The organism is Chloroherpetonaceae bacterium, assembly GCA_033763895.1.
Classification (GTDB): domain Bacteria; phylum Bacteroidota; class Chlorobiia; order Chlorobiales; family Thermochlorobacteraceae; genus JANRJQ01.
In genome coordinates, this window is the sequence record JANRJQ010000011.1 from 50,525 (window position 1) to 68,645 (window position 18,121).

Here is an 18,121-nt window from a genome sequence, read left to right on the forward strand (position 1 = left end):
CAATTGATTCATCGATTTTGGTGACGATTTGAACATTTACCTATGAAGAAAATCCAAGTTGATATTTTGGGGCTTTCAACAAGCCCCCACAACCAAGGGGCTTATGCACTTATTTTATTTGAAATTGGAGGGAAAAGAAAACTCCCGATCATTATCGGCGGCTTTGAAGCTCAAGCAATCGCCTTGAAGCTTGAAAACATTAAAGCTCCTCGACCGTTCACACACGATTTAATTCGATCCTTAACGGAAACCTTCAGCATTACCGTTTCGGAGGTGATGATAGATGAACTTCGTAATGAAACATTTTACGCTAAAGTGGTTTGTGAACTTTCAGGAATGATTCATGAAATTGATGCTCGCCCAAGCGACGCAATCGCGCTTGCCGTTCGGTGCGACGCCCCAATTTTCGTTTCAGAAGAAGTCATGAACGAAGCAGGAATAATTGATGAAAAAGGAGAATCGCAATCAGGGTTTGGGATTGGCGTGGAGCGGAAATCAGGGACTCCGGCACTTACAACCCCTGCACCCAATACCAATAAACTTGACGAATTAAATATACAACTCAAAGAGGCGATTCAACAGGAAGATTACGAAAAAGCCGCCCGAATTCGAGATGAAATCAAAAAACTCGGTGGAGAAGCCAATTAACCGCCAAGGATTAATCCTCAAAATTGTAGTCAGTACCAAATGATTCGTGTCGTTCCTTACAGCCCGGAGTATTACGAACTTTGGGAAAATTTTGTCGCTGAGTCAAATAACGGTACCTTATTTCATCGACTTAAGTTTTTAGACTATCACCCCGAAAATCGTTTTGCGTTTCATCATTTGCTTTTCTTTCAAAGAGAAAAACTTGTTGCCGTTCTGCCCGCGGCTTTGACCGAAGAAAATACTTGCCTAGAGTCACCCATTGGGGCAAGTTACGGCGGGTTGGTGGTGAAGGATATGAAGTATCATGAGCACGAGCCGATTGTCGATGCTCTCACAAACTATGCGGTGAGTAGCGGGTTAACAAAGATTCGATTAACCACTGCACCCTTTATCTACCAAAAAAAACTGACCCAAAACCTCGATTATGCTTTGGCTTACAAAGGATATCACTTTGAGCGTCATTATATTTCTCATGCTATTCCCCTTGAGCAAACGTCTGACTTTACAGCGCATTTTTCACCAACAGCACGGCGCTATATTCATCAATGTGAGCGGAATCAAGACCTCATTGTTGAACTTGCTCAAAATCAAAAGGGATTTGAGGAGTTCTATCCAATTTTGCTCGAAAATAAGGCCCGACATAATGCAAAGCCCACCCACACTTTTGAAGAAATTTTAAGACTCAAAGAATTTTTCCCCAATTCCATTCACTTATTTTTGGTTCGCTATAAAGGAAAAGCGATCGGTGGCTCGTTGCTTTTTGATAGTAATGAACAGGTGACCCTTTGTTTTTACAATATGTTGCTTTACGAATTCAATTATCTACACCCGATCCACTATGTGATGGATAAAGTGACCAAGTGGGCAATTCAACGAAAATTTCGTTACGTTGATATTGGTGTTTCTCAAAATACCGCCGCAGAAAACCAAATGACACCGGCATATTCACTAATCGAATTCAAAGAAAAATTCTGCTCAACCGGAATACTCAGAAGCACATTTATCAAGCATTTTAATAACACTGACAGGAGTAACAAGTTATGGTAAAAAGAATTGATCATATCGCGATAGCAGTGAAAAGCATTGCTGAAACACTTTCAACCTACAAAATGCTCATCGATGAAGGCGTGGCTCATGTCAGTGAAGAGGTCGTTGAAGCTCAAAAAGTTAAAGTGGCTTTTTTGACCATTGGCGATACAAAAATCGAATTTCTTGAACCACTTTCACCGGAAAGTACGGTTGCAAAATTTTTAGAAAAAAGAGGTGAAGGGCTTCATCACCTTGCTTTGGAGACAACCGATATCCATCAAGAAGTGACACGAATTGGAAGTAAAGGATTTGAAGTACTAAATGAACCACGCCCGGGTGCTGAAGGAAAAGTCGTTAGTTTTATTAATCCGAAAGGGACAAGCCGGGTTTTGATTGAATTGGTTGGCGATCCAAGGTAACCTATTGGAATTAGAATTGGCAAAAAAAGTTGGCTTCAAAATTCAATTGCAAAGGTTATGAGTGATCAAAAAATGTTTGTTGCCGTAGGCGAATATTTAAAACCACTTTCTGAGGTAGAAGCTCATTATTCAAAACATAGTGAGTGGCTTGTTAGAAATTATGAATCCGGTGCTTTTTTAGCATCGGGTCGCCAGTTTCCACCGACAGGAGGGTTAATTTTGGCGAAAGCCAGTTCTCTGGCCCAAGCAACCACACTTTTCGAAGAAGATCCCTTAGTCCATCTTGGAATTGCACGGTATTCGCTTATCGAATTTACGCCCGGAGACTTTCCTCGCCGCTCGCCGGAATTCGATGCATTTTTCAAAAAAGCCATTAAGTAATAATGGGTGGACTGAATAAGCTCATGCCGAACTGGGGCCGCTTTATCATAGGTTTTCTGCTACTCTTGAGTCTCAATGTGAGTTTAGGGCTTTCCCAAAAAATACCTTCTTCATTTCGGATTGCTCGATTAAAGTATGCCGGTGGGGGCGATTGGTATAATGACCCCTCGGCAGTGCCAAATTTGATGCGATTTATCCGAGAAAAAACAGGTGTCGTTACGCCGGAAAAGGAAGAAACGGTCGATGCCTCAAGTCCGCAAATATTCCAATACGCCGTTCTCTTTATGACCGGGCACGGGAATATCAAATTTTCTGAATCTGAACTTGCTAATCTGCGTGCATACCTCAATGCAGGAGGGTTTATCTATGCCGATGACGATTACGGAATGGATAAGAGCTTTAGGCGTGAAATGAAACGGCTTCTTCCTGAAAGCCCTTTGGTTGAAATTCCTTACACTCACCCTATCTACAACAAGTTCTACAAGTTTCCGAACGGACTTCCGAAAATTCACGAGCACGACGGCAAAGCCCCCGTAGGAATGGGGGCTTTTATCGGAAATCGAATGGTGATTTTTTACTCGTATGAAAGTAACCCGAGTGACGGGTGGGCAGACATTGATGTTCATAACGACTCTCCCGAAAAGCGCGAAGAAGCCTTTCGAATAGGCACGAATATCATCCTCTTCGCGATTTCATACTAATCATTTCTTGGGAACAGCACCCGATCCGGATATGGTATTAAGTTTCTTTAAATAGCCATCAAGCCTTAACAAAAAGGAATTAATTTCGCCAAGTAACTCTCTACGGCGAGCAAAGTTTGAATCCTGCCCTGTGCCAATGCCCATATACTCGAATTCCTGAACCCGTTGATTAATCTCAAGCGATATTTCTGAAACGGTTGAATCTCTCATCACCAATGCCTGTTGCTTAAGGATATAATTCAAGCAAGCTAGTGTTATCTGTCCACTTCTCATCGTGTTTAGCATAAATGAATTGCAAAGATCGGGTGTGATTAAAACACTTTCCGCCTGCCGGGATCGTGCTAAACCGATATTTCCATTGGTTAGGGCAATTGATGCATTTGAAACAACATTGAAACCAAGTTTTGTAATCTTTTTCGAAATCGCAACGGCTTCTTGAAATGCCGCAGGATCTGCACGAACAATATATTCGCCATCCTTTAATTCATTGGTTGAAGAGCTTGATGATGAATTCGAGACAATAGGGTTTCCCTCTGAACTGCAATATTCATCAAGCAGAGTTTCAGCGGCGACATACCCTAAAAGACGAGATTCTACAAAATCTTTACAGGCCTCGTTTATCAATTTCATTTCAATTTTGACACTTCCTCTGTAAAAATATGCGACGGCATAGCGGGGGTTTAAGATGATGGCACTGTCAAGATCGGGTAGAGCGGAGAATATTTTTTTTAGCCTGATTTTAGACATCGCTCGATGATAAAAGTACACATCTCGCCGTTTTAATCGAATGGCTTCTGAGATATTCTGAATAGACTCTTCATACCGTTTTTGTCCATAACAAATTAACCCAAGATAAAGGTAATTCTCCGCATCAGTTTTTTTTTGGTTTGCGGTTTCAAAGGCAACGTAGGCTTCGTCATACTGCAATAGCTTTAGCAAAGAGAGTCCTAATTCAAAATAAACGCCGGTGAAATCGGGAGAGAGAGAAATCGTTTTCTTAAAATTTTCAATAGCGATCGAGTGGTCTCCAATAAGAGCATTAAGAAAACCTTGATAGTACCAAATATTTGGGTTGTTGGGTTGATGCTTTGAGGCTCTTACAAAGTCGGCTAATGAAGCAAAGTAGGAGGCTCGTTCGAGATAGAAAACACCGCGGTAAAAGTAGCCATCTGCAGATTCGGGCTTTAATCGAATGGCTTGGTTAAAATCCTCAAGTGCGCCAAGTGAATCCATAATCCGCTGTTTGGCGAAGCCCCTTTTCAGGTAAGCCTCTACAACGCTGCTATCTCTTAAGAGAGTTTCCGAATATACCTGAATTGCTTCCTGAAAAGCATTTCTATCAAGAAGCAATTTCCCTGTTTGAAGTTTTGTCTCAAGCGACTCTTGAGCAAATAACGGAGTGAAGGTGTAAATGAAAAAAATCAGAACCGAAAAATAAACGCGTTGAGAACGCATCAGCAGAAGATGAGAGTATAAATTCATAAAACAATTGGTTAAGCAAACAACTTTTGTACCTCTCAATTTACCTCAAGAATTCTTAAGGCTTAAACGGACTCCATCTTCGTAAGTCACGGGTTGAAAAGAAAAGGATTGCTTAAACTTTGTGCTGTCAAATAAATAATCGTGTTCATATTGATAAAGCATCTCCTTGAATTCTTTGAGAATTGGGATAAAGAATCCCAAAAGGGACGTCATCGTTGGGCCAATAATGGTGATTTTCGGTTGAGCTTGCATAACCTTGGAATAGATATTAATCAACGCCTTACCGGAAATAGGTTCAGGAGAAGGCAAGTGCCACGTTTGTTGAAAGGCTGAAGGCGTATTTCCAAGCAATGCCGTCGCGACAGCGGCATCGGGTGTAAAGGTGAATACATGCTTGACCTCTGCATTACAAAACCACTGTGCAGGTTTTCCCCTTTTGAAGTTATCAATGACCATCGATTGCAATAAACTGTTCTGAACATTCGGCCCAAAAAAATCAGCCGATCTTGCAATTAAAGCCGTAAGATTCCCAGCTTTAATTTCATCAAGAATCATTGTGGCAATTTTTGCCCGAACCTCACCTTTTTTACTACAAGGGTTAAACGGCGTGTCTTCCGACATCTTCCCCTCCACCCATCCATACATGTAAACATTATCAAAAAAGACAAGTTTAGAACGATGCTTTTTGCATCCATCAATCACATTTTTCATCACCAATGGCCAAGATTCTTGCCAAACCGAGGTCTTGTAGGGAAGCCCTACGGTAAGGTAAACAACCGTCGATCCTTTTATGGCGTCCTCGGTTTGTTTTGCATCAAGCAGATTGCAAGTCATCAGCGTATCGCTTGGATTAACCTTCTTTGGATTCCTCGAAACTAAACGGATTGGGGCGGAATAACTTGCCAATGCTTTTGCAAGTTCAATTCCAATCGAACCCCCGGCGCCCAAAATGGTATTCATAAAGGAGTGGATTTAAGTGTAGAAATTAATTCGGGAGATGTTGAAGAAATTTCTATAAATGGAAAATTGAGAATAACCGCATTTTTTTCAAGATGGAAGCGTGCTTCACCCTTATAAGTCAATCGGAGTCGTTCACGAACATTTTGAAGTCCGGTGCCTTTAGAGAAGTAATCGATGTTTGAAGTCAGGTCGAATCCTTCACCGGAATCATGAACGATGATTTCAATTTCAGAGTCTTTTTTCAAAACCGTAAGGTGGATAAAAAATTGCCCTTCCGTTTTATTTGCACCGTGCTTAACTGAATTTTCCACGAGTGGCTGCAAAATGAGGCTTGGAACCAATGCATTTTCTAAATCTTGATCAACAATCACAGACGAACGGAGTCGCTCCCCAAATCGAACCTTTTCGATGTCTAAATAAAGATGAACAGAATCAATTTCATCTTTTAGTGAAACTAAGGGATGCTTAGAGGAGCGAAGACTGTAACGGAATAAGTCAGCTAAATTTTGTGTAACCGATTCTGCAACCTCCGGTTTCAAGGTGATAAGTGCAGAAATAGAATTGAGGGTATTAAATAAAAAGTGCGGATTGATTTGAGCTCGAAGTGCTTTTAACTCCGATTCCAATGCACGCTGTCGCGCATCTTTAGCTTCACGGTAAAAATAAATAAGATAATAGACAGAATTCCCAATGATGGAAAAAATCACGGAAACAGACATTACCGCTGTAAATACTTCAGCCGGAAGGACGCAAGAGCCTATGAAAATAATTTCAATTTCACGTGCAATATAGATGGATACGACAGTAGAAAGAATTTGAATCAAAATGTGATAAATGACATGAATACGATTTCGGAGCGGAAAGTACTTTGATGCTAACTCGCCTGTGATTAACTGCATCATCGAAAGAATGACAGTGTATTCAATGGACATCAGAAAACCCTTCCACATTGGGTCGGTATCATCTGTTACACCGTAAATCCATTTGATAAGATTTATCGAACCATTAGCTAAAATTGCAATTGATAGCATTACAAACACGGCTATTAACCATTGCCGACCCGTTCTTGGAAAAAGGAGAAAGTGGGAAGAAGGGTCACTTTCTCTTTCGACGCGATCTTGATTCTCTTTCTTTTCAAACATAAAAATTGATTGAAGTTGATTTTGAAAACGATGAATTTGTCTTACAAGATGAAACGTGACCCAAGCTTGCAACCACAATCGCTTTATCGCAAGGGTTCTTAAAAGAATAACTCGTCTTTATTGCCTTTGAATTGAATTAAAACTCCGCTTTGAAACCGCCAACAGGTAAAAACTGCCACTGTAATAATCGATCTTCGCGATTTTGTTTGTTATTCCAGATAATTTGCTCAACATTTTCAAAATTTGCCACATTTTGTAAGTCAATAAAGAATAGCATATTCCAACCGACTAAATTGAAACGATAATCAATACGGATGTCCAACCGCCGATAGTCATTAAATCGCGCGGAATTTGTATTGGCGTAGTCTAAAATACCACGATTTAAGGATTGAGATTGCGCTAAATCAAAAGGCGTGTATGGACGGCCTCCTGCAAATCTGAATTTCGCCGAGACTTCAAGCGCATCTGTAATTTTATATCCTCCAATAGCGGTAAGAACATGACGGTAATCAAAAGCACTTGAACGCTCCGTACCGAAGCCATCAACGAAGCGAATATCTGAAAATCCGTAACTGAGCATCCCATAAAACTTGTCGGTTAATTTCTTTTGAATAAAAAATTCAATCCCGCGGGCATAACCGTTTGAACCGGTAAAAATATATTCGAATCGATTATCGAATCCGGCGCCGGCACTTGAATAAATGAACTGCGGATTTACACCGCTAATAGGATAGTCACGATACTCTTTTGTGTATGCTTCCACCGAAATTTTAAGATCTTCGTCCGGGAAAAATTCAAAACCCGCAACAGCTTGATAAGTTTTCATCCAATCAACTTGACGATTCCGCTCGTCGGCAATGAGCCAAAAAAGCGAAGGAGCTTGTTGATATAAACCTCCTCCCACATTGAACCTTAGGTTTTCGCTGATTTCATAAGTTGCTGAAATTCGCGGTGAGAATGCATGCTGATCACTGATGTAATCAAAGTAATCCCATCTTACTCCCGCTGTGACGCTGAATTGAGTACCAAAATTTCTCGTGTACTGAGTATAAGCGCCTGCCTTAAATGCATTGGTCGTTTGGTTGATAAAAATATTGGGGTTGAAACCGGACGCATCAGTTCCGGCCCTTAAAAAAATATCATTATTGCTTGTTATCGACCTCATCACCAAACCAACTTCCACAAGGTCAAGCGGAGAAATGCGATGCGAGAAATCTGAACGAATCAAGACATTTTCACGATCGGTTGATTCATTACGAAAGTCAAGCGTTCGCCCAATTTCTTCATTTGAAGCATTCAGTGAAACACTATCTCCGCGAACATCACGATAGTAAGTATTCGTCGAAACAGAAGTTCGCACAAAAGTGGTGTTGCTAATCAACCAGCGATGAGAAACTCCTGCGACAAATTGCCACGCGTCGTAATTCAAATCTTGATTCGAAACCGCGGCGACATTATCGCTGCTAAAATCTTTAAATCGAATTTGATCAATACCACCCAACCCAATTAAAGCAAGTTGATGATTTGGAGAAAGTTCTAAGGTTCCCTTTAAATTAAAATTCCAATAATTAGGCACGCCGGTTAATCCGGTTCCTCCAAGAATTAAATCCAAATAACTCCGCCTCGCTGAAAAAAGGAAAGAGCTCTTTTCAGTTTGAATCGGGCCTTCAACAATTGCCCCAAATCCGCCGAGCCCCATATCAAACTTGCCGTGAAAATCGCGCTTATCGCCGTCTCGATACTTAATATCCATTATGGAAGAAAGCCGATCGCCGTACTTCGCACCAAATCCTCCGGCACTAAAATTGACATCGTTTAAAAAATCAACATTGATCATTCCAATCGGCCCGCCGGAAGCACCTTGTGCCGCATAATGATTGATGTTAGGAACCTCAATTCCATCCACCATCAGAAAATTTTCAGATGGCGACCCCCCCCGCGCGATAATATCGTTTCTTGCATCAGAACCCGATACAACTCCCGGTAAAACTTGTACCATTCGACTGACATCCTCCGCAGACCCGGGCGCACGGCGAATTTCTTCTTGTGTCAACACATTCGAACTCACTCTGGTGTCTTCCTTTTGTTCGAAGGAACGCGTCGCTGTAATAACCACCTCACCTTGCGCATAAGAATCAATCTTTAATTCAATTGATAGTTTTGTGCTCTGTGTGCTTCCAACCCGCACATCGCTCCGTATTGTGGATTTATATTCAGGTGCTGTTACTCTTAATCGATAGGTACCCGGAGTTAGACCTTTGAGCTGAAATGTACCGAAAGCGTTGGTGATGGTTCCAAGTTTTGTTCCAACAACTTCAACTTTTGCTCCAATGATTTCTTGCTGTGTATCTCGGTCAAGAACTTGCCCTTCAATAACTCCCGTCTCTTGCGCAAAAATCGCTCCCGAAATAAACAATGCCACAAACAAACTGATGAAATATTTCATAATCTTCTTTTTTGGTTAACGAAATAAAACCGCGAACAAAAATCACGCTCAGAAATCATTTTTCTTGTGCAAATAGCCTGAACGGCAAATCTTTTGGATGAACGGTAGTAAAGAGAGATTGAACGGTAAAGAATTTTTTCTAGTGCAATTCACTAGGAATTTGGTGTTGCGCAAAAGGAACTCTATCTTCTTAAAACTAAAACCCGACTAATATGAAAATTGTTGATGAATTAGAATTCAGTTCTGAAATCGTAGAGGTGCCACTCTTTGCCTCTTTGGTTCGAGCCGGTGCCGCGCAATTTGCCGATGACTATGTCGATACTTTCTTTTCTCTCGATGCTTCTCTTGTTAAGCATTCGAAAGGGGTCTTCTGTGTCAAAGTTTCAGGAGATTCAATGGTGAATGCAGGAATTTTTGAAGGCGATATTCTGATTGTAGATACTCAAGAAGAGCCAAGCAACGGAAAAATTATTATTGCTTCAGTTGAAAATGGGGTTACCGTCAAACGCTTGATGATAAAAGACACTGAAATGTTCCTTCTACCGGCAAATCCGAAGTATGACCCGATTCGTATCGATCACGAAATGGATTTTCGTATTGTGGGAGTAGTAACGCATGTCATCAAAAAAGCATTGTAAGAAAAGAATGAAAAGTTTCCCCATTTGATTCATTGCATAATTCGAAATAGAGATTTGCATAAAAGCCCGACTTTTCTTAACTCACAAGACATTTACACAACTTTCTGCCTTTGGTTCAAATTGAATCGAACCTACTGAAAGCAGTACCGAAAAAGACAATGACAATGTGGCATAATAGCATCTTAGAAACTATTGGGAATACGCCCCTCGTCCGATTAAATCGAATTACCAAAGGATTTCAATCAACCGTTTTGACAAAAATTGAAACCACAAACCCCGGTGGCAGTATCAAAGATCGTATCGCAGTTTCGATGATTGAGGAGGCTGAACAAAAGGGCCTCTTAAAGCCGGGAGCCACAATTGTTGAATGGACAGCCGGAAATACAGGAATCGGTCTTGCGCTTGTCTGCGCCGTAAAAGGATATAAGTCCATTTTTGTAATGCCCGATAAGGTTTCCCAAGAAAAAATTGATTTACTCAGAGCATTGGGGTCTGAAGTTGTTATTACACCAACAGCCGTAAAGCCTGAAGACCCAAGAAGTGTGTACAGTGTTGTTGAGCATCTAGCAAAAACAGTTCCGAACGCCTTTTATCCTAATCAATTTGAAAACCCCGCAAATCCAAGAATTCATTCCGAAACAACCGGTCGTGAAATTTGGGAACAAACCGAAGGAAAGGTGACGCACGTTTTTGCCGCGGCAGGTACAGGGGGAACTGCAACAGGGATTGCACGATTCCTTAAATCAAAAAACCCTAATATCAAAGTCATTGCTGTTGACCCAATCGGCTCAGCTTATCGCGAATTCTTTAAATCAGGAAAAATGCCCGCGGAAATGGGTCTCTACAAAGTTGAAGGAATGGGTGGATCAAAGATTCCAAAAACAATTGACTTTTCCGTTCTTGATGACGTAATGCAAGTCAGCGACCTCGATGCCTTTAACTGCGGCCGTAAACTTTCAAGAATGGAAGGAATTTTCGCAGGAGGCTCGTCCGGCGCAACGCTTTTTGCCGCGCTGCAAATCGCACAGTCACTTCCAAGTTCTGCAGTAGTTGTTGCTATGATTACCGATTCAGGAGAAAGGTACATTAGCAAAATGTACAACGATCAATGGATGAAAGAAAACAACTTTATTCAGCCCTTTGCTTCCGGTAAATCGGAATTGACCGCTTATGATATTCTTAGAGCAAAAAAAGTTGCTGATTTAATTTATGTTACCCCGGAAACGCCGCTCTTCGAAACTTTTGAACTCATGAAGCATCATGAAATCTCTCAAGTTCCTGTCATATCAGATGGCGCGCCTATCGGGAGCATTTCCGAAAAAACAATTTTGAACATTTTACTTCGCGATGAATCTGCCAAAAATAACAAGGTTATTGGGTATATGGAAAAGGCCTTCCCTATTCATGCCCCAGAAACATTACTTGCAGATTTAACTCAAGAACTTAGCCGTGAAACAAATGCCGTATTAATCGGCGACTTTGCTTCACACGAGTTTCACATTTTGACCCGTTCCGATCTAATTGCAGCTATAACCGCGTAAGCGAAATTCAAATTCTGTCTGAACTTGTCATAATTCAAATTTTTAGTAAGGTTTTTTGTATATTCACGCCCTTTTACTTATCGTAGGGGAGGGCAGTCTCAATTATTTGACTCACCAAACCGTGAAAAAAGTAATTTCAAAAAAGGAATCCAAAGAGTTGAAGGATAAATCGCCAAAAAAATTGGCATTATCAAACTCAAATGGTCAGCAAAAAAAATCAATTGTAGTTAAAGCAATTAAAGCCAAAGAAATTTCAAAATCGAAACCGCAATCGTCAGAAGGCAAAGTGGTTGCTAAAGCGAAAGTGAACGAATCGCGCTCCAAATCTTCGAAAGAATCGGATAAGAAGGAGTGGATTTTAGCCGGAAAGGTGAAACCGTTGTACTGCGATATTTGCAACGCACCAACCCCAAGAACTTACGTGGGTGAGTGGAAACCGGCAGAGCATAAAGATCATGAAGTTGAAACAACTGAGGTTCAGGATAAGAAGTACTGGCTAAAGTGTCAAGTCTGTGGGCAAGTTCAGCTTTTTGAAGAATGGAGAATTCAAGTGGACCGCAGTAAAAAGCTTGAAGAATTGAAGCCCGAAGACTGTGTCGCTTATTCCCCTCAAGGGATTTATGTAGTAGGTGATGCAATTTATCACAAAGCGCTTGATAAAATCGGCGTGGTAACTTCAAAGCAAACCACTGCAAGTGGATCACATACTATTATGGTTCAATTCGAAGGAATAGGACTTAAACAATTTTTAGAAAATGTGCCACGAAGTGGTGGCGCAGCTTCAGATGACGGTGAAAGCAAAAAACGCCTGAAATTGAAACGAACTTTGAAACGATAAATTATTAATATTAAATAGACTCGAAAGGAGGTGCTAACTTGGTCGGCGTTCAAATCCTAGATAACGAAACTATCGATAAAATGCTCAAGCGCTTCAAAAAGAAGTACGAGCGTTCCGGAGTTTTGAAAGAATTTCGTAAAAGAACTTATTTCACAAAAGATTCTGTGGAATCTCGCCTCAAGAATTCACGCTCTAAGCGGAGGGCTCAAAGGGCAAATGAAGAAGCAAATTCTTAAGCTCTTTACTTAATGGTTAAAAAGTCCCGCTTCGAACGGGACTTTTTTTTTACAGATTTCATTCACAACTTCAGAAAATGTCACACCGTTTTGAAGGAGAAATACTTGATCTCCCTTCCGATAAATCAATTTCCCATCGCTCTGCCCTAATCGCAGCATTGGCAAAAGGTACGACACATATCGAGCGATTTTCGACAGGCTTGGATAATCAAACCACTTTAACTGTTTTACAAGAATTGGGACTAACGATTCGAGAATATCGAAATCTCTCAAGCCCCGAAGAGCCTTATTCCATTGAAATCCACTCCGAAGGGCTTTGGTCCTTTAAGCAGCCAAAAAAATATCTACAATGCAATAACTCCGGCTCAACGATTCGTATGCTCGCCGGAATTCTCTCTGCCCAACCATTTTGTACAACGCTTGTCGGCGATGCCTCTTTGATGAAGCGGCCGATGAAACGAATTCAAGGGCCTTTGATGCAAATGGGTGCTCAAATCTCACTCTCTCCCAACGGAACAGCACCGGTTCAAGTCTGCGGCACAAAAAATCTCATACCATCAGAATTCAATCTTCCGATTGCCTCTGCACAAGTGAAATCGGCAATTATTTTTGCAGCACTTCATGCTGAGGGTGAAACACGAATTCAAGAACCACTTCAAACCCGAAATCACACGGAACTGATGTTGGGACTGATTCAAAACCAAATCAATCAAAATGATCAAAATGATTCACCCATTGAACCGCCAATAATTTCAATTCAAGGTCCGTTTCAAATTGAAGCGAAGCCATTTAAGATTCCGGCAGATCCTTCTGCTGCATGTTTTCTTGTTGCATTAGGTTTGCTTGCCACACAAGCTCATATCGCAATTCGTAATGTATGTCTCAATCAAACCCGAACCGGATTTCTAAAAGTGGTAAAAAGAGGCGGTGCTAATCTGACCTTCGAAAACAAACGGATTGAATCTGGAGAACAGGTTGGTGATATCATTATTTCAAATCAAAAAATCGCCTCTCCTCTAAGGCTTGAAGACCCTACAGAAGTAGCTAATGTGATTGATGAAATTCCAATGCTTTCAGTTCTCTCAGCATTTTCAACGGGCTCCTTTTTTGTAACGAATGCAAAAGAATTGCGCGCAAAAGAATGCGATAGAATTTCTGCATTAGTTCAAAATCTTCAAGCGATGGGATTCATTTGTAATGAGTGGCCGGAGGGATTCGAGGTCATCAAAAGAGATCGAGAACCAAAAACAAGTGTAGCCATTAATACTTTTCACGACCATAGAATTGCAATGGCGTTTGAAATTATTAAAGTTGCGAAAAGTGAATTAATTGATTTATCTGAAACGGCCAGCATCCCGGTTTCTTTTCCAAACTTTTTTAATGTCATAAAAAAATTGAAGGTTGCTTAACTGATGTTAGAGCAAACAAAGTAAAATTTAAATCGGAAATTCAAGCAAAGCCCGAGATGCTCCTTTGAGAAGCAAAAAAGAGATTGCATAAATGGTAACAAGGGTAATGGAAATCGCTCCTAAAAATCCGGCTTCGCGCTCTTTTGGCGTGTTCATCATAATTGATACCCCAGTTGAGAATAGATAAAGAGAATAAACAAAACCGATTGGGATAAATAACCACCCTGCTAAAGTGGCTGGTGAGGTTCCTGAAAAGAAAAGGATTACCCAAATCGGGGTAGAGCCATAAACACTGAGTTTTGTTGCGCTTAATCGATCCAAAGTAGATCTAAACCTTGGAGAGAGATGATGAATAAAACTGCTTGTGACAAAGAGGGAGAGCATCAAAATCACAAATGCAATCAGGGTATAAATAACAGCTTTTAAGGAAATTTGATACCTACCGCCATAAAACGCAAGCCGAAAAAAAACGGTCGTAAATATCAATGGAAGGGCGTAATCACGCAGAAGGTCTTGAGAATCATAAACCGGTTCCTCATGAATTTTTTTCCAAGCCACATTCGACCGAAATAAAATCGTAAAAACTCTGCCAAAAAGCTCTCTTACTTTCATTTCATTCTATTTCAATTTAGAACTCAGTCTAAACCCAGTTACAAGTCTTTGCGATTCATAAAAAGGGGAATTGGGGGATGATGAATTACTGTCTTCCTACACTTGAATAAATGAATCCCATTGATCTAATTTTTTGAGGATCATAGACATTTCTACCATCAAAAATTACCGGAGCTTTCATCAACGATTTCATTTTTGAAAAGTCCGGGTTTCTAAATTCATTCCATTCTGTGACAATCACCAATGCATCTGCACCTTCAAGGGCTTCATAGTCGCTCGATGCAAACTGAACCTTATCGCCATATATCCCTTGGACATGTTTCATCGCTGCTTCCGGGTCGTAAGCAGAAACCTTGGCGCCTCGTTCAAGAAGATGATCGATAATTACCAAAGACGGTGCCTCTCGAATATCATCGGTGTTTGGCTTAAAGGCTAATCCCCAAAGTGCAATGTGCTTTCCTTTCAGATTTTCTTTGCCACCAAAATGAAGATCAAGTTTTGTGACAATTGAGTGCTTCTGTGCATAATTCACATCTTCTACGGCTTTCAGAATTCTAAAGTCATAATGAAACTCTTCAGAGGTTTTAATCAAAGCTTGAACATCTTTAGGAAAACAGCTTCCTCCGTAACCGATTCCGGCATATAAAAATTGTTTTCCAATTCTTGAATCTGTACCGATTCCTCGGCGAACATGATCAACATTAGCGCCGGCGCGTTCGCAAACATTCGCAATTTCATTCATAAACGATATGCGCAATGCTAGCATCGCATTTGCGGCATATTTTGTCATTTCAGCGCTTCGCTCATCCATCACCAAAATCGGATTGCCTTGGCGGACAAAGGGTTCATACAATTCTCTCATAACCGCAATTGCGCGCTCCGAGGAACTCCCGATGACAACCCGCTCAGGTTTTAAAAAGTCATCAACAGCTACCCCTTCTCGTAAAAATTCAGGATTGCTAACCACATCAAATTCTACTTTGGCATGCTCTGAAAGCGCTTTGTGAACCTTTTCAGCGGTACCAACCGGAACCGTACTTTTATCAACGATGACTTTATAGTCATTCATGATTTTCCCAATATCACGAGCGGCAGTAAGCACATACTTCAAATCTGCTGAGCCATCTTCACCCGGAGGCGTCGGTAACGCTAAAAAAATGACTTGTGAGGATTCAACGGCCGATTTTAAATCCGTCGTAAAATGCAAGCGCCCTTCACGAAGATTGCGTTTGAAAATAACTTCAAGACCCGGTTCAAAAATTGTAATGACACCATTCGAAAGCTTTTCAACTTTCTCTTTCACGACATCAACACAAATAACATTATTTCCGGTTTCGGCAAAACAGGTACCGGCCACTAATCCAACATAACCGGTTCCAATAACAGCAACATTTAAGCCCATAAAATGAATTAAATAGTTTGAAAAAACTTACGGGTGAGTTTTAATAAGCCGCAAAGATAAGGAATTCGAGAAACATCAATGCGATATGACTCACAAATGAACATGTGCAAATATCCGAGAAAAATTCTCCCTTGGCGCTTGTGAATCGATGAAACGGCATAAAGTGCCGATAAATAAATCAATTGAGCCGATATCAGTTACAAAACGGGAATCAATCCTAAGAAAAAGGAGAAATTTCAGAAATTGGATAGAGTCGATTTAGGGTAAAGGAGGCTTGGTTTTATTTGCAAAAGAGACGCTTAAAGTCTATTTTTGTGCCCTGTTTTTTTCACGATTCCCGATTTTGGGTGGGGAAGGTTTTTTTCCCGAACAACTGAAGGCTTGATTTTCGGGATTCAAATGCCACCCTAGCTCAGTTGGTAGAGCAGCTGATTCGTAATCAGCAGGTCGAGGGTTCAAGTCCCTTGGGTGGCTCAAGTAAAGTTTTGAAATTTATTTAAACTGAATCATTCTTATGCAAGAAGGTGTCATTGCCCAAATTATCGGCCCGGTTGTCGATGTTGATTTTCTCGATGGAGATCTTCCATCAATTCTAACCGCTTTGGTTGTAAACAGGCCTAATGGTGAAAAATTAGTTTTAGAGGTTCAACAGCATATGGGTCAAGAGCGCGTAAGAACCATTGCAATGGATGCCTCGGAAGGACTGGTTCGGGGAATGAAAGTGATTAACACCGGTAAGCCAATTAGTACGCCGGTCGGAAGCGGAGTGTTAGGAAGATTGCTGAATGTCGTTGGAGAACCCATTGATGGAAAAGGTCCTGTTCAATCCGATAAATCATATTCGATTCACCGTCCTTCACCCTTGTTCGAAAACCTTTCCACAAGTGTGCAAATGTTTGAAACCGGAATTAAGGTGATCGATCTTTTGGCTCCTTATTCAAGAGGAGGAAAAACGGGTCTTTTCGGAGGTGCGGGAGTAGGTAAAACGGTTATCATTCAAGAGTTAATTAATAATCTTGCTAAATTTTATAATGGTTATTCAGTATTTGCCGGAGTTGGTGAGCGTACACGCGAAGGAAATGATTTGATGCTTGAAATGGAGGAATCCAATGTTATTAAAAATACAGCGCTCGTATTTGGTCAAATGAATGAACCACCGGGTGCACGTTCAAGAGTTGCATTGACGGGATTAGCCATTTGTGAATATTTCAGAGACGAAGAAAATCGGGATGTGCTTCTCTTTATCGATAACATTTTCCGCTTTACTCAAGCAGGTTCTGAAGTATCGGCCTTGCTTGGTCGTATGCCAAGCGCTGTCGGTTATCAACCGACCCTCGCTACAGAAATGGGCGCTTTGCAAGATCGAATTGTCTCCACGAATAAGGGCTCAATTACTTCTGTTCAAGCAATTTATGTTCCTGCAGACGACTTAACAGACCCGGCACCTGCAACAGCTTTTACTCACCTTGATGCGACAACCGTGCTCTCACGGCAAATTGCTGAAATGGGGATTTACCCTGCTGTTGACCCGCTCGATTCAACCTCAAGAATACTTGACCCCAATATTCTTGGAAAAGAGCACTATGAAGTTGCTCAAGGGGTGAAACTAATTCTTCAGCGTTACAAAGATCTTCAAGATATTATTGCCATTTTGGGGATGGATGAACTCTCTGACGATGACAAAGCAACCGTTAATCGAGCACGAAGAATTCAGAGATTCCTATCTCAACCATTCTTTGTTGCCGAGCAATTTACAGGTATGCCCGGTAAGTATATTAAACTTGAAGATACTATCCGCAGCTTTAAAGAAATTTTGGAAGGCCGTCACGATAATCTTCCTGAAGCGGCGTTTCACCTTGTAGGTACAATTGAAGACGCAATTGAAAAGGCCAAAACTTTGGGTAACTAATATTGGGTAACACATAGACACCAAACGAATCAAAAAATGGCTCAACAGTTGCAACCGTTTCAATTTGAAATTCTCTCACCGTCAAAAAAAGTTTTCAGCGGTGATGTAATAAGCGTAACAGCCCCCGGTTTCGACGGTTTATTTCAAGTCCTAAAAGATCATGCTCCCTATTTATCTTCTTTAACCTCGGGCGAAGTTACCGTCGAATTGACCGATAAAACCAAGCAAAGTTTTTCAATAGACGGCGGTTTCTTTGAAGTCAATGCCAATAAAGCCGTAATTCTTACGGAAGGCAACGCGTAGCTCTTTTTCTCTCTCAGAAGAGTAA

The 18,121-nt window shown here is 41.0% G+C and carries 18 protein-coding genes and 1 tRNA gene; 13 read left to right on the plus strand and 6 right to left on the minus strand.

Annotated features, from left to right (window positions below; genetic code table 11):
• The first annotated feature begins 42 nt into the window (after positions 1-42).
• Genes SFU91_12565 through SFU91_12585 form a run of 5 tightly spaced genes read left to right on the plus strand, consistent with a single transcriptional unit; the run spans position 43 to position 3,178 of the window.
• Positions 43-648 carry a bifunctional nuclease family protein gene (locus tag SFU91_12565; protein MDX2129858.1) on the plus strand — a complete coding sequence of 202 codons (606 nt, stop codon included), beginning with the start codon at positions 43-45 and terminating at the stop codon, positions 646-648.
• Positions 649-687: 39 nt separating this feature from the next.
• Positions 688-1,695, plus strand: coding sequence for a GNAT family N-acetyltransferase (locus SFU91_12570; GenBank protein ID MDX2129859.1), 1,008 nt, complete (start codon positions 688-690; stop codon positions 1,693-1,695).
• Positions 1,689-2,096 (plus strand): methylmalonyl-CoA epimerase, encoded by a 408-nt coding sequence (mce, locus tag SFU91_12575; GenBank protein MDX2129860.1) that lies wholly within the window; start codon positions 1,689-1,691, stop codon positions 2,094-2,096. Before SFU91_12570 ends, mce begins: the two co-directional genes overlap by 7 nt.
• A gap of 57 nt (positions 2,097-2,153) precedes the next feature.
• A complete protein-coding gene (locus SFU91_12580; protein ID MDX2129861.1) occupies positions 2,154-2,477 on the plus strand; it encodes a YciI family protein in 324 nt (107 codons plus the stop codon).
• 23 nt (positions 2,478-2,500) lie between these two features.
• The gene (locus SFU91_12585) at positions 2,501-3,178 is read left to right on the plus strand and encodes a DUF4159 domain-containing protein (protein MDX2129862.1); all 678 of its coding nucleotides are present in this window, start codon (positions 2,501-2,503) and stop codon (positions 3,176-3,178) included.
• Here SFU91_12585 and SFU91_12590 read toward each other — a convergent pair whose 3' ends face one another.
• The 4 genes from SFU91_12590 to SFU91_12605 all read right to left on the minus strand — a co-directional run bounded on the left by SFU91_12590 (position 3,179) and on the right by SFU91_12605 (position 9,208).
• Positions 3,179-4,660: a tetratricopeptide repeat protein gene (locus SFU91_12590; GenBank protein ID MDX2129863.1), complete on the minus strand. Its 1,482-nt coding sequence runs from the start codon at positions 4,658-4,660 to the stop codon at positions 3,179-3,181. It lies immediately after the preceding gene.
• 45 nt (positions 4,661-4,705) lie between these two features.
• Complete coding sequence (locus tag SFU91_12595) at positions 4,706-5,620, minus strand: NAD-dependent epimerase/dehydratase family protein (GenBank protein ID MDX2129864.1); 915 nt, start codon at positions 5,618-5,620, stop codon at positions 4,706-4,708.
• Complete coding sequence (locus SFU91_12600) at positions 5,617-6,762, minus strand: histidine kinase (protein ID MDX2129865.1); 1,146 nt, start codon at positions 6,760-6,762, stop codon at positions 5,617-5,619. The genes SFU91_12595 and SFU91_12600 overlap by 4 nt, the downstream gene beginning before the upstream one ends.
• A 136-nt stretch (positions 6,763-6,898) precedes the next feature.
• A complete protein-coding gene (locus tag SFU91_12605; GenBank protein MDX2129866.1) occupies positions 6,899-9,208 on the minus strand; it encodes a TonB-dependent receptor in 2,310 nt (769 codons plus the stop codon).
• 212 nt (positions 9,209-9,420) lie between these two features.
• Here SFU91_12605 and umuD point away from each other — a divergent pair, with 212 nt between their 5' ends.
• From umuD to aroA, 5 genes are all read left to right on the plus strand, one after another.
• Positions 9,421-9,846, plus strand: a complete 426-nt coding sequence (gene umuD, locus SFU91_12610; GenBank protein ID MDX2129867.1) for a translesion error-prone DNA polymerase V autoproteolytic subunit — start codon at positions 9,421-9,423, stop codon at positions 9,844-9,846.
• A 158-nt stretch (positions 9,847-10,004) separates the two neighbouring features.
• Positions 10,005-11,387 carry a pyridoxal-phosphate dependent enzyme gene (locus SFU91_12615; GenBank protein MDX2129868.1) on the plus strand — a complete coding sequence of 461 codons (1,383 nt, stop codon included), beginning with the start codon at positions 10,005-10,007 and terminating at the stop codon, positions 11,385-11,387.
• Positions 11,388-11,508: 121 nt separating this feature from the next.
• Positions 11,509-12,225 (plus strand): hypothetical protein, encoded by a 717-nt coding sequence (locus tag SFU91_12620; GenBank protein ID MDX2129869.1) that lies wholly within the window; start codon positions 11,509-11,511, stop codon positions 12,223-12,225.
• Between the two features lie 38 nt (positions 12,226-12,263).
• On the plus strand, positions 12,264-12,461 hold the full coding sequence (gene rpsU, locus SFU91_12625; GenBank protein ID MDX2129870.1) for a 30S ribosomal protein S21: 198 nt from the start codon (positions 12,264-12,266) through the stop codon (positions 12,459-12,461).
• Between the two features lie 77 nt (positions 12,462-12,538).
• Positions 12,539-13,870, plus strand: a complete 1,332-nt coding sequence (gene aroA / locus SFU91_12630) for a 3-phosphoshikimate 1-carboxyvinyltransferase (GenBank protein ID MDX2129871.1) — start codon at positions 12,539-12,541, stop codon at positions 13,868-13,870.
• A gap of 27 nt (positions 13,871-13,897) precedes the next feature.
• Here aroA and SFU91_12635 read toward each other — a convergent pair whose 3' ends face one another.
• A complete protein-coding gene (locus tag SFU91_12635) occupies positions 13,898-14,482 on the minus strand; it encodes a Yip1 family protein (protein MDX2129872.1) in 585 nt (194 codons plus the stop codon).
• 85 nt (positions 14,483-14,567) lie between these two features.
• Positions 14,568-15,884 (minus strand): UDP-glucose/GDP-mannose dehydrogenase family protein, encoded by a 1,317-nt coding sequence (locus SFU91_12640; GenBank protein MDX2129873.1) that lies wholly within the window; start codon positions 15,882-15,884, stop codon positions 14,568-14,570.
• A 401-nt stretch (positions 15,885-16,285) separates the two neighbouring features.
• On the opposite strand from SFU91_12640, the gene SFU91_12645 reads away from it, so the two are divergent.
• The 3 genes from SFU91_12645 to SFU91_12655 all read left to right on the plus strand — a co-directional run bounded on the left by SFU91_12645 (position 16,286) and on the right by SFU91_12655 (position 18,096).
• A tRNA-Thr gene (locus tag SFU91_12645) sits at positions 16,286-16,358 on the plus strand.
• Between the two features lie 40 nt (positions 16,359-16,398).
• Positions 16,399-17,793, plus strand: coding sequence for a F0F1 ATP synthase subunit beta (atpD, locus tag SFU91_12650; protein MDX2129874.1), 1,395 nt, complete (start codon positions 16,399-16,401; stop codon positions 17,791-17,793).
• Between the two features lie 36 nt (positions 17,794-17,829).
• The gene (locus SFU91_12655) at positions 17,830-18,096 is read left to right on the plus strand and encodes a F0F1 ATP synthase subunit epsilon (GenBank protein ID MDX2129875.1); all 267 of its coding nucleotides are present in this window, start codon (positions 17,830-17,832) and stop codon (positions 18,094-18,096) included.
• The last annotated feature ends 25 nt before the right edge of the window (positions 18,097-18,121 follow it).

Coding starts and splice junctions, on each gene's coding strand:
- SFU91_12640 (MDX2129873.1), bottom strand. CDS start 15,884: ATGGGCTTAAATGTTGCTGTTATTGGAACCGGTTATGTTGGATTAGTG.
- SFU91_12595 (MDX2129864.1), bottom strand. CDS start 5,620: ATGAATACCATTTTGGGCGCCGGGGGTTCGATTGGAATTGAACTTGCA.
- SFU91_12605 (MDX2129866.1), bottom strand. CDS start 9,208: ATGAAATATTTCATCAGTTTGTTTGTGGCATTGTTTATTTCGGGAGCG.
- SFU91_12655 (MDX2129875.1), top strand. CDS start 17,830: ATGGCTCAACAGTTGCAACCGTTTCAATTTGAAATTCTCTCACCGTCA.
- SFU91_12580 (MDX2129861.1), top strand. CDS start 2,154: ATGAGTGATCAAAAAATGTTTGTTGCCGTAGGCGAATATTTAAAACCA.
- aroA (MDX2129871.1), top strand. CDS start 12,539: ATGTCACACCGTTTTGAAGGAGAAATACTTGATCTCCCTTCCGATAAA.
- SFU91_12585 (MDX2129862.1), top strand. CDS start 2,501: ATGCCGAACTGGGGCCGCTTTATCATAGGTTTTCTGCTACTCTTGAGT.
- umuD (MDX2129867.1), top strand. CDS start 9,421: ATGAAAATTGTTGATGAATTAGAATTCAGTTCTGAAATCGTAGAGGTG.
- mce (MDX2129860.1), top strand. CDS start 1,689: ATGGTAAAAAGAATTGATCATATCGCGATAGCAGTGAAAAGCATTGCT.
- SFU91_12590 (MDX2129863.1), bottom strand. CDS start 4,660: ATGAATTTATACTCTCATCTTCTGCTGATGCGTTCTCAACGCGTTTAT.
- SFU91_12570 (MDX2129859.1), top strand. CDS start 688: ATGATTCGTGTCGTTCCTTACAGCCCGGAGTATTACGAACTTTGGGAA.
- SFU91_12565 (MDX2129858.1), top strand. CDS start 43: ATGAAGAAAATCCAAGTTGATATTTTGGGGCTTTCAACAAGCCCCCAC.
- SFU91_12600 (MDX2129865.1), bottom strand. CDS start 6,762: ATGTTTGAAAAGAAAGAGAATCAAGATCGCGTCGAAAGAGAAAGTGAC.
- SFU91_12635 (MDX2129872.1), bottom strand. CDS start 14,482: ATGAAAGTAAGAGAGCTTTTTGGCAGAGTTTTTACGATTTTATTTCGG.
- SFU91_12615 (MDX2129868.1), top strand. CDS start 10,005: ATGACAATGTGGCATAATAGCATCTTAGAAACTATTGGGAATACGCCC.
- atpD (MDX2129874.1), top strand. CDS start 16,399: ATGCAAGAAGGTGTCATTGCCCAAATTATCGGCCCGGTTGTCGATGTT.